Here is a 10,818-nt window from a genome sequence, read left to right as displayed (position 1 = left end):
AGCAGCGGAGGCGGCGCGACCAGCAGCGGAGGCGGCGCGACCAGCAGCGGGGGCAGCGCGACCGCGAGCCAACCCGACGGCACGACCGGCAGCAAGGCCGGCGACCAAGCCGGTGGCAAGGCCGGCGGCCAACCCGACGGCAAGTCCCCGGCCTGCACCGAGACCGACCCGGCGCCCGCGACGACCGCCCCGCTGGCCGGCAGCGCGCTGATCACACCCGAGGCGGCCCTGGCGATACTCAACACGGCCGCGCTGGACGAGGACGTCGACGCCATCCAGCACGACACCACGATCGCCGGCCGCCACGCGATCTGCCTCGACCTGGACAACGTCGACGGCACCCCGACACGCCGGTTCAGCCTCTGCGTTACCAACGAGGGGGCGCTGGGCAGCTTCGCCGCCACGATCGCGGGCACGCATTACGAGCAGGCCCTGACCGCGTACGCGGAAACGGCCCCGCCGGACGCCTTCGACCTCCCCTCCACCGCCAAACTGGACGACAAGCGCACCAAGTAGGCGAGGCGCCCCCACCGGCAACCTGACACGCCCCGCCGAGGTGGAGAGCCGCGCTCCGGCATCGCCACCGCCCTGGCACGCCCAGCGAATGGCGCGGAAGCCGTGCGCCAACGCCGACCACGGTCGACCTCCCATGTCACGCTCGCAATGGCGCTGGAGGAGGAGCCGCGCGGCGGCGCCGCCCCTCCGATGCCCAGGAGCGTGCGCAGGTGGCCCCGGGCCGAGAGCCCGGCATTGGCGCCGCCCTCAAACGCCCAGGAGCGTGCGCAGGCGCCCCGGGCCGGGAGCCCCCGGCATCGGCGCCGCCCGCAAACGCCCAGGAGCGTGCGCAGGCGCCCCGGGAGCCCGCGTCGCGGCGGCCTCAGACGCCCAGGAGGGTGCGCAGGTGGCGCGGGGCCGGGGAGCCGTGCGCCAGCATCGCGTCGTGCCAGGCTTTGGGGGTGGCGCCGAACGGGCGGGCCGCGGCGATCGCGGCGACCTCGGTGTAGCCGACGAAATAGGTGCTCAGCTGGGTCGACGTCAGCAGGGCGCGGCGCCACTTGCCGGCCGCCTCGCCCTCCTCCTGGAAGCCGGCGCCGGTCATCAGGCCCATCGCCTCGGCCTCGGGCAGCTCCTCGCAGTGGACCAGCTGGTCGATGATCGCGTTGAGCGACATGCGGAGCTGCATCTTCAGCTGCTGGAGCCGCACCGGGAGACCGCCGAAGCCGAGGCCGGCCATCAGCTCCTCGGCGTAGACCGCCCAGCCCTCCACGAACGGGCCGGACCAGCCGAGCGCGCGCACCCGGGTCTCGGCACGGAACCGGCGGGAGTGTGCCAGCTGCAGGAAGTGGCCGGGCATCGCCTCGTGCACGGTCAGCTCGCGGATCATGTGGTCGTTGTACTCCCGGTAGAACGACTCGACTCGCTCCGGCGACCAGCCGGCGGGGGTGGGCGAGATGCAGTAGAAGGTGGGCACGTCGGCGGTCTCGAGCGGGCCGGGCGGGTCGCAATAGGCCACCGCGACGCCGCGGGCGAACTCGGGCATCTCCTCGATCACGCACGGGTCGTCGAGCAGGGTGAGCACGTCGTGCTTGCGGACGAACTCGGTCGCCTCGTCCATCGTCACGCGGGCCAGGTCGACGATCGTGGCGTCGCCGGGGTGGTCGGCGGCGAGCTGGCTCAGCGCGCGGCGGACCGTCTCGTCGCTTTCCGGCCCGCCGATCAGCTCGGCGGCGGCCGCCCGCAGCTCGGCGCCGACCCGGTCGAGCCGCGCGCGGGCGCGGGACAGCACCTCGGCGGCGGGCAGCTCGGTGTCGAGCGTGTGCCACAGCCGTGCCTCCCACAGCGGGCGGCCCAGGCGCGGGTCGCGGCCCGGGTCGCCACCGTCGAGCAGGCCGTGCAGCCAGCCGTCGAACTCGTCGAGCGCGACCAACGCCGCCGCGGCGGCCGGCTCGACCGCCGGGCGCATGCCGGGCTCCTCGGCGAGCAGGGCGGGAAGCTCGTCACGGATCAGCGCGGCGGTGCCGGCGAACTGGCCGATCGCCGTCTCGGCGTGGATGCGCGGCACGTCGCGCAGCACCGCCCGAGCGGTGGCCAGCGCGTCGGGGATCGCCGCCAGCCGGCCGCCCAGGCTGGCCAGCCGCTCCTCGGCGGGCGCGAACTGGCGGGCGATCAGCGCATGCAGCAGCGGGCCGGGGTTGTGGTGCAGCGGGTTCCACTCGTGCTCGCGCACGTCGGTCAGCTCGAAGAGCCCGCGCTCGACGATGGCCGAGAGGATGGCGTGGTCGGCCTGGTCCTCGGGGCCGAACGCCTCGGGGTCGATGCCGGAGAGCGCGTCGGCCGCGTCACGCAGCATGGCCACCTGCTCGGACACGGCGCCCGGGGAGAGGTCGGGCATGCGGTCGTCGAATCGGTGGTCGCCCGTGGCGGACGCGAGCCCCGGATCGCTGCGCAGGATGGCGTCGACGATGCTCTCGGCGAGAGGAACGAACTCCGGCATGCCGTGAAAGCTACTCGGCCGGTCTGACACTTTCCCGCTCGGCGCTCCGCGCGACCTCCGCGTAATCGAGAGTGGCGCGGCGTACCTCCGCCTCGGGATCGGCGCCGGCGGCGCGAGCCTCGGCAACCAGCCGGAGCAGCGCCGGGCCGAGTCCGTCGCCGTCGGGCAGCGGCACGTCGAGGCCGGCCCGTTCGACCCGCTGCAGGATCTGAGCGGCCAGCGCGAGCGCGGGCTGGCTCAGCGCGACGCCGTCCAGGATCGAGTCGCGGGACTTCTCGGCCTTCTTGATCCGCTCCCAGTTGTCGGTGATCTCGTCGAGGCCGGTCACCTCGGCGCCGGCGAAGACGTGCGGGTTGCGCCGCACCATCTTCTCCACCAGCCCGCCGGCCACGTCGTCGATGCCCCAGGCCGCGCCGTCCGGCAGCTCCTCGGCCAGCCGGGCGTGCAGCACGATCTGCAGCAACACGTCGCCCAACTCCTCACGGAGGGCGGCCATGTCCTCGTCGACGATCGCGTCGTACGCCTCGTACGCCTCCTCCAGGATGTACGGCGCGAGCGTGCGATGGTTCTGGGCGCGCTTCCACGGGTCGCCGCCCGGCGAGACCAGGCGATCCATCACGGCGACCGCGTCCAGCAGGCGGGCGCCGGGCGGGTCCCAGGAGCCGTACATCAGCTCGAGCTCGGCCAGATCGGGCCGGCGGGTCAACCGCAAACCCAGCTGGCGGGCGAAGTCCTGGTCACCGGCCGGTCCGGCCAGCCAGATCACGGCCTCGAGCGAGCCCAGCTCGGCGAGCAGCCGCTCGGGATCGGGCTCGATCACGGTGACCGGCACGCCGGACTGGCGCAGCACGGCGGCCTGCTCGGACTCGGCGGCGGCGAAGACCGGGTAGGCCCGGACGGCGTCCCACGCGGCCGCGGTCAGCAGGCCGGCCGGGAGGCGCGGAGAGGTGACGAGCAGGACGATCCGCGCGGTCATGCTCAGGGGGCGGCGTTGACCGGGGCCGGGCTGACCGGGGCCTTGTCGTCCGGGGCGAGGGGGGCCGTCATCAGGACCACGACCTCGCCGTTCTGCAGCTGGGTCTGCAGCAGCGGAAGGGCGGCCGGCTGGAACCGCGGGTTGATCCGGAGATCTGCCTTCGCGGCGGCGTTGTCGATCTCGTTGCGCACCCCGACGGCGGCCTGCACGGCCTGCTTGCTGTTGTCGTTGAGGCTGCCCTTGAACTGCTCGAACGTGGTGGCGCCGCTGCTGCCGCCGCTGGCCTTGATCAGGGCGTCGTAGACCTCGCGCAGGTCGGCGTCGGTCGGCGCGGGACCGCCGGTCACCTTCTGCAGCAGCTGGTTGGCGTACATGCTCGCCTGGACGTAGAGGCGGGTGTACTCGGCGTTCGCCGGGAGGCCGAGGGCCGACGCGTAACTCTCGACCGGCAGCTCGGCCGGCAGCGACACGCCGTGCTGCTTCGCCACCTCGGGCAGCAGCTCGGCACCGACCAGCGCGGCCACCACGTCGGCACGGCTGACCTGGGCCGCGCCCGACCCGCCGGCGGCAGGCGCGTTGTGCACCTCGTCGTACACGGCCTGCACACGCGTGTCGGCGATCTGCACGTCGCCCACGTAGGCGGCCATCGTCGGAGCGGAACGACAGGCGGAAAGCCCGGTCACGGCCAGGGTGGCGACGACGGCGACGGATACGAGTCGGCGAGCACGGCGCATGGCCATGACTCTCTCACGTCCTCTGTGACGCACGTCGCCGACCCCCGGAAATCGATCAACCGGTCGCCTTGGCCGCAATCGCGGCGATCAATACCAGCGTGACCACCGCCAGGACGATCAGTTGCGCTTGCGTCTGGTGCTTCTTGGGCGCGTACGCGATCCCGAGCGCGACAACCGCACCCGTGAGCAAGCCACCGAGGTGCCCCTGCCAGGACGTGAACCCGGCGGCGAGCACCAGCCACAGCACGAACGAGAGCATCAGCCGGTTCCGGTCGATCGGGTAGTGGTGCAGCTTCCGTGTGACCACGAAGTACGCCGCGGCCAGGCCGAACCCGGCGCCCGACGCGCCGATCGAGCGCTGGTGCGGGTCGAGGACCACCTCCAACACCGAACTGCCCAGCGCCGCGAGCAGGTAGACCGCGAGGAACCGGGCCCAGCCCAGCTCGCGCTCCAGGAACACGCCGAGCGTGAAGATCCACATAAGGTTGAAGGCGATGTGGGTGAGCCCGAACCCGCCGCCCGGCAACTCGTGCAGGAACGCGCCGGTGAGCAGCCGCCACACCTCGCCGTGCAGCACGCCGATTTGGTGGTACCCCGGGTACGCCCCGTCGTCGATGTAGTAGTGGCCGGCACTGTCGACCAGCGCCGTCCCGAGCGTGTCGAACCGCTCGATGATCGCCGGCCGGAGCAGTTCGACCAGGTACACGAGAAGATTGATCGCGATGATCGAGTAGGTGACGTAGGCGGTGGTCACGCCGGCCGGCGCCCCGAAGATCGTGCGGGCCTGTCGGATGGTGCGGTTCTCGCCCTTCACACACTCGGGGCAGCGCTGGCCGACCGGCGCCGCGCGCATGCAGTCCGAGCAGATGAACCGATCGCACCGGCTGCACCGGACGTACGTCTCCCGCCGCGGATGGCGATAACAGGTGGTCTCCGCACCCACGGTCTCCACTGCGCAACTCCCCCGTCTCCAAGAACCAGGCCGCGGAGATTCTGCCCGCTCGATGCCGGCAAACGCACCTCCCGATGCGCACCTGCAATCAGCTCGTCCTCTGGTGTCCGGCGCCCGGAGGAGCCTCTGTGTAGTACAGGTGGGCTCCTGTGTAGTACCACAGTGCGTCTGTGTTGCACGTCGGCGCTGCTGTGTGGGAAGCTGTGTCGCAGCGATGGCGTCAGCCGAATCGGAGACCGCCAGTGGAACAGTCGGAGCTCACCGAACTGATCGAGTCGCTGCGCGCGCACGGCGCCGACCACCTCACCTGCGAGGTGAAGCGGGCGAAGGGCGGCTTGCCGGCCACGCTGTGGGAGTCGATCAGCGCCTTCGCCAACGCCGGTGGTGGCCAGATCCTCCTCGGCGTCGACGAGAAAAGCGGCTTCACCGTTACCGGAGTCGACGACCCCGGCATGACGGAAGCCCAGGTGGGTGCTGTCTGCTCCGAAATGGAGCCGCCAGTCCGAGCCGAGATCGTGACCTTGACTCTTGACCGTCGGAGCGTGGTGCTGTGCACGGTCCCGCCCGTCCCGCGCGACCAGCGCCCCTGTCACAAGCGGGCCCTCGGGCCGTGGGCGGGTTCGCGGATCCGCATCGCGGATGGCGACCGCAAACTGACCGACTATGAGGTCGCCGTTCTCCTGGCCAACCGGACGGAGCCGCGCCACGACCTGACGCCCATTCCCGCGGCAACGTTGGAGGACCTGGACCCCGCTCTTGTCACGGCGTTCCTCAGACGCGTTCGGGACACGAAGAGCGACATCTTTCGCCGGGTGGACGACCAGCGCGCACTCACGATGCTAAATGTCTTGACCGTGCACGAGGGAAGGGTGGTGCCGACCCTGGCGGGGCTGCTCGTCTTCGGCTTCTATCCGCAGACATTCGAGCCTCAACTCGACCTCACGGTCGTCGCCTTCCCCGCCACCGAGGCCGGCGTCCTGGGAAAGTTCGGGGAGCGCTTCACGGAGAATCGCTCGATCGACGGCCCGATCCCCGCGATCGTCGCCGAGTGCATCCGCGTACTCAAACGGAACATGCGCCGACGCAGCATCGTCTCCGGCATCTTCCGTGTCGACGAATGGGAGTACCCGGAGGAGGTTCTCCGCGAGGCGCTCGTCAACGCGCTCGTCCACCGCGACTATTCGGAGTTCGCCCGCGGCATGCAGGTGCAGGTCGAGATGTACCCCGACCGACTGCTCATCCGGAACCCGGGCGGACTGTACGGTCCGGTCGACGTCGGCTCACTCGGCGCGTCCACGGTCACGTCCTCGCGGAACCGTGCGCTGCTCAAGATCCTCGAGGACACCCCGTTCGGCGACGGGCACATGGTCTGTGAGAACAGAGGCACCGGTATCACCCGCATCCTCGTGGCGCTGGGCGAGGCAGGCATGGAGCCCCCGCGGTTCACCGACGACATCTCCTCGTTCGCCGTCGAGTTCCCGAACCACACCCTCCTGGACGAGGACGCGCTCACCTGGCTCGCTTCTCTTCCCGTACCGCCGCTGTCCCGCTCGCAGATGACTGCGCTGGTGATCATGCGGAATGGCGCCGCGCTGACCAACAGCACTTTCCGGTCGTCGACCGGCGTGCAGGACAGCCGGATCGCGACTCGCGAGCTCAAGGAACTCGTCGATGCCGGCGTGGTCGAGCAGGCGGGAACCCGCGGCTCCGCGACGTATCAACTGACGACGCTGGCCCGAGCCGGCTCGGGCGATGACCCGCTACACGACGGCGACCTCACCGCCAACGAGCGGCATATCCTGGCTGCGCTGGCGGGCGAGCCTCGCCTCCGAGCCGAGCTGGAGCAGACCACGGGATTGACCAAAGTCCAGGTGCAACACGCGTTGGAGACTCTTCGGAAGAAGGGCCGCATCGTGATGCTCGGCAAGCCTCGATCGCGGAGCGCCCGGTGGTCGGCGAGCCCGTGACGCGGTTCAGGCCGGGATCTTGGCGGGCACCTCCCCCAGGACGTCCTTGAGGAGCTGGGCGCACCACTGCAGCAGCGCCTGGTCGCGCAGGGGCTCGCCGCCGATGCGGCGGGTGGCCGGGCGGGGGACGCTGACCTGGTCGGTCGCCTGCTTGTAGACGGCGTCGGGGTGGTAGCGCTTCAGGCGCAGCTGCTTCGAGTCGGGCAGGGGCAGCGGGGAGAAGCGGATGTGCTTGCCCTGCATCGACACGTCGGTCAGGCCGTACGCGCGGGCCACCTGGCGGAAGCGTGCGACCGCGATCAGGTTGGCGACCTGCTCGGGGGGCTCGCCGTAGCGGTCGGTCATCTCGGCGACCACCTCGTCGAGCTGTTTGTCGTCGCGGGCCTCGGCCAGTTTGCGGTACATCTCCAGGCGGAGGCGCTCGACCGCGATGTACTCGACCGGGAGGTGGGCGTCGACCGGGAGGTCGATCTTCACCTCGGGCTCCTCCTCGGGGCGCTCGCCCTTGAAGGCCTGGACTGCCTCGCCGACCATGCGGACGTACAGGTCGAAGCCGACGCCCTCGATGTGGCCGGACTGCTCGCCGCCGAGCAGGTTGCCGGCGCCGCGGATCTCGAGGTCCTTCATCGCCACGTACATGCCGGCGCCCAGCTCGGTGTGCTGGGCGATGGTGGCGAGGCGCTCGTGGGCCTGCTCGGTCAGCGGCTTTTCCCGCGGGTAGAGGAAGTACGCGTACGCCCGCTCGCGGCCCCGGCCGACCCGGCCGCGGATCTGGTGCAGCTGGGCCAGGCCGAGCAGGTCGGCGCGCTCGACGATCAGCGTGTTGGCGTTCGGGATGTCGATGCCGGACTCGACGATCGTGGTGCAGACCAGGACGTCGAACTCCTTCTCCCAGAAGCCGACCATCACCTTTTCCAGCTGGTCCTCGCTCATCTGGCCGTGCGCCACCGCGACCCGGGCCTCGGGGACCAGCTCGCGCAGCTTGCGGGCGGCCCGGTCGATCGACTCGACCCGGTTGTGCAGGTAGAAGACCTGTCCGTCGCGCAGCAGCTCGCGGTGGATGGCCGCGGCCACCTGCTTCTCGTCGTGGGCGCCGACGAAGGTGAGCACCGGGTGGCGTTCCTCGGGCGGGGTGGCGATGGTGGACATCTCGCGGATGCCGGTGATCGCCATCTCGAGCGTACGAGGGATCGGGGTGGCCGACATGGTGAGCACGTCGACCGACGCGCGCAGGGCCTTGAGCTGCTCCTTGTGCTCGACGCCGAAGCGCTGCTCCTCGTCCACGATGATCAGGCCGAGGTTTTTGAACCTGGTCGAGTTGGCGAGCAGGCGGTGCGTGCCGATCACGATGTCGGCCGTGCCGGCGGCGGCCTCGTCGAGCGTCTGCCGGGCCTCGGCGGGGGTTTGGAAGCGGGACAGCTGCTTGATCTTGACGGGGAACTGGCCCATCCGGTCGGTGAAGGTGTTGAAGTGCTGCTGGGCGAGCAGCGTGGTGGGCACCAGCACGGCGACCTGCTTGCCGTCCTGCACCGCCTTGAACGCCGCGCGCACCGCGATCTCGGTCTTGCCGTAGCCGACGTCGCCGCAGATCAGCCTGTCCATCGGGACGGCCAGCTCCATGTCGTGCTTGACCTCGCTGATCGCGGCCAGCTGGTCGGGGGTCTCGGTGTACGGGAACGCGTCTTCCAGCTCGCGCTGCCAGGGTGAGTCCGGCCCGAACGCGTGGCCCTTGGACGCCTGGCGGGCCGCGTACAGCTGGATCAGCTGCGCGGCGATCTCGCGTACCGCCTTGCGGGCCCGCGCCTTGCTCTTCTGCCAGTCGGCGCCGCCCATCTTGTGCAGCGAGGGCTGCTCGCCGCCGACGTAGCGGGACAGCTGGTCGAGCTGATCGGTCGGGACGTACAGCCGGTCGCCCGGCTGGCCGCGCTTGGACGGCGCGTACTCGATGACCAGGTATTCCCGGTCGGCGCCGTTGACCGTGCGCTGCACCAGTTCGACGTACTTGCCGATGCCGTGCTGCTCGTGCACCACGAAGTCACCGGGCTTGAGCTCGAGCGGGTCGATCGTGTTGCGCCGGCGCGACGGCATCCGCCGCATGTCCTTGGTGGAGGCACCGCGGCCGCCGCTGATGTCGTTGCCGGTGATCACGGCGAGCTGGGAGCCGGCGTCGACGAAGCCGTGGTTGAGCCCGCCGCAGGTGATCAGCAGCTGGCCGGGCTCGATCGGGGTCTCGATCGAGTCGACCGGGGTGACGCCGACGCCGGAGTCGCGCAGCACCTCGGTGGCCCGCTGGGCGGTGCCGTGGCCCTCGAAGACCAGCGCGATCGCCCACCCCGCGCTCGACCATTCGGAAATGTCCGAGACGAGCCGGGAGGTGTCGCCGTGATAGAGCGCCACCGGCTGCGCGGAGAGCGCGATCGCGTCCCCAAGATCCGGCGAGACCTCCACCGACGGCGCAGCCTCGAGCCACGGCTGATCGTCGGCCGGCGCGTCGTCGGAAGAAGCCAGGCCGAACGGCGACACCGTCCACCACGGCTGCGACAGGGTGGCGGCGTGCGCGCGTACGTCGGCAAGGGTTTTGAAGGCGGCGGCGCCGACGTCGATCGGCGCCTGGCCGCCGACCGCCGCGGCCGCCCAGGAAGCCTCGAGAAACTCGTCCGACGTACGGGTCAGGTCGTGCGCGCGGGTGCGGATCCGCTCGGGGTCGCAGAGCAGCACGTGGGTGCCGGCCGGCATGCAGTCGAGCAGCAGCTCCATGCTGTCGGTGCCGTGCAGCAGCGCCGGGGCCAGCGATTCCATGCCCTCGACCGGGATGCCCTCGGCCAATTTTTCCAGGATCTCGGAAATTTCCGGATGCGCGGCGGCCAGCGAAGCCGCCCGCGCGCGCACGTCAGGCGTCAGCAGCAGCTCACGACAGGGCGGCGCCCAGAGCCGCGAGACGGGGTCGATGGTGCGCTGGTCGGCGACGGCGAAGGTGCGAATCTCCTCCACCTCGTCGCCCCAGAACTCGACCCGGGACGGGTGCTCGTCGGTCGGCGGGAAGACGTCGAGGATGCCGCCGCGCACCGCGAACTCGCCGCGCTTGGTGACCAGGTCGACCCGCGCGTACGCCATATCGGTCAGGCGCCGCGCCACCGCCTCGAGCTCGGCCTCGCCGCCGGTGACCAGCTCGACCGGCTCGAGGTCGCCGAGGCCCTTGAGCTGGGGCTGCAGCACGCTGCGCACCGGCGCCACGATCACCTCGAGCGGCTGGCCCTCGGGGTGGGCGAGCCGGCGCAGCACGGCGAGCCGGCGGCCGACGGTGTCGGAGCGCGGGGAGAGCCGCTCGTGGGGCAGCGTCTCCCAGGACGGGAAGACCGCCACCCGGGCCGGGTCGATCAGGCAGCCCAGCGCGTCGGCCAGGTCGTCGGCCTCGCGGCTGGTGGCGGTGACCGCGAGCACGGGGCGGCCCGCGCCGCCGAGACGGGCCTCGCCGGCGACGGCGGCCACCACGAACGGGCGCAGCGAGGCCGGCGCGGTCAGGTCGAGCGAGTCGGAGTCGACACTGAGCTCACCGGGATTGGCCTTGCGCGCCAGGTCGCGGGCACGCGCGAGCCCTCGGTCGCGAAGGGCGGCGGGAATCAGGCCGGAGAGTTGCATGGTCACCCCACGTCGAATAACCCCAAGCGCCCAGACGGGCGGGGGTATGCGAGGAA

At 71.2% G+C, this 10,818-nt stretch carries 6 protein-coding genes and 1 pseudogene; 2 read left to right on the top strand and 5 right to left on the bottom strand.

Annotated elements, in window-relative coordinates:
• A pseudogene (locus tag ODJ79_RS41705) lies at positions 1–516 on the top strand (hypothetical protein); the annotation flags it as partial.
• A 361-nt stretch (positions 517–877) separates the two neighbouring features.
• Here ODJ79_RS41705 and ODJ79_RS41700 read toward each other — a convergent pair.
• The 4 genes from ODJ79_RS41700 to ODJ79_RS41685 form a co-directional block, all read right to left on the bottom strand.
• Positions 878–2,494: a DUF885 domain-containing protein gene (locus ODJ79_RS41700; protein WP_263029249.1), complete on the bottom strand. Its 1,617-nt coding sequence runs from the start codon at positions 2,492–2,494 to the stop codon at positions 878–880.
• A 10-nt stretch (positions 2,495–2,504) separates the two neighbouring features.
• Positions 2,505–3,470 carry a MazG family protein gene (locus ODJ79_RS41695; protein WP_263029248.1) on the bottom strand — a complete coding sequence of 322 codons (966 nt, stop codon included), beginning with the start codon at positions 3,468–3,470 and terminating at the stop codon, positions 2,505–2,507.
• 2 nt (positions 3,471–3,472) lie between these two features.
• Positions 3,473–4,117 (bottom strand): hypothetical protein, encoded by a 645-nt coding sequence (locus ODJ79_RS41690; protein ID WP_263029247.1) that lies wholly within the window; start codon positions 4,115–4,117, stop codon positions 3,473–3,475.
• A gap of 142 nt (positions 4,118–4,259) precedes the next feature.
• On the bottom strand, positions 4,260–5,156 hold the full coding sequence (locus ODJ79_RS41685; protein ID WP_263029246.1) for a rhomboid family intramembrane serine protease: 897 nt from the start codon (positions 5,154–5,156) through the stop codon (positions 4,260–4,262).
• 242 nt (positions 5,157–5,398) lie between these two features.
• Between ODJ79_RS41685 and ODJ79_RS41680 the strand changes: the two genes are divergently transcribed.
• The gene (locus ODJ79_RS41680; RefSeq protein ID WP_263029245.1) at positions 5,399–7,123 is read left to right on the top strand and encodes an ATP-binding protein; all 1,725 of its coding nucleotides are present in this window, start codon (positions 5,399–5,401) and stop codon (positions 7,121–7,123) included.
• Positions 7,124–7,129: 6 nt separating this feature from the next.
• On the opposite strand, the gene mfd is transcribed toward ODJ79_RS41680, so the two are convergent.
• The gene (gene mfd / locus ODJ79_RS41675; RefSeq protein ID WP_263029250.1) at positions 7,130–10,762 is read right to left on the bottom strand and encodes a transcription-repair coupling factor; all 3,633 of its coding nucleotides are present in this window, start codon (positions 10,760–10,762) and stop codon (positions 7,130–7,132) included.
• Positions 10,763–10,818 lie beyond the last annotated feature (56 nt).

Source organism: Actinoplanes sp. KI2, assembly GCF_025630775.1.
Classification (GTDB): domain Bacteria; phylum Actinomycetota; class Actinomycetes; order Mycobacteriales; family Micromonosporaceae; genus Actinoplanes.
The sequence above is the reverse complement of the archived record's forward strand: the minus strand, read 5'-3'. Positions and strand labels throughout refer to the sequence as shown.

Coding starts and splice junctions, on each gene's coding strand:
- mfd (WP_263029250.1), bottom strand. CDS start 10,762: ATGCAACTCTCCGGCCTGATTCCCGCCGCCCTTCGCGACCGAGGGCTC.
- ODJ79_RS41690 (WP_263029247.1), bottom strand. CDS start 4,117: ATGGCCGCCTACGTGGGCGACGTGCAGATCGCCGACACGCGTGTGCAG.
- ODJ79_RS41700 (WP_263029249.1), bottom strand. CDS start 2,494: ATGCCGGAGTTCGTTCCTCTCGCCGAGAGCATCGTCGACGCCATCCTG.
- ODJ79_RS41695 (WP_263029248.1), bottom strand. CDS start 3,470: ATGACCGCGCGGATCGTCCTGCTCGTCACCTCTCCGCGCCTCCCGGCC.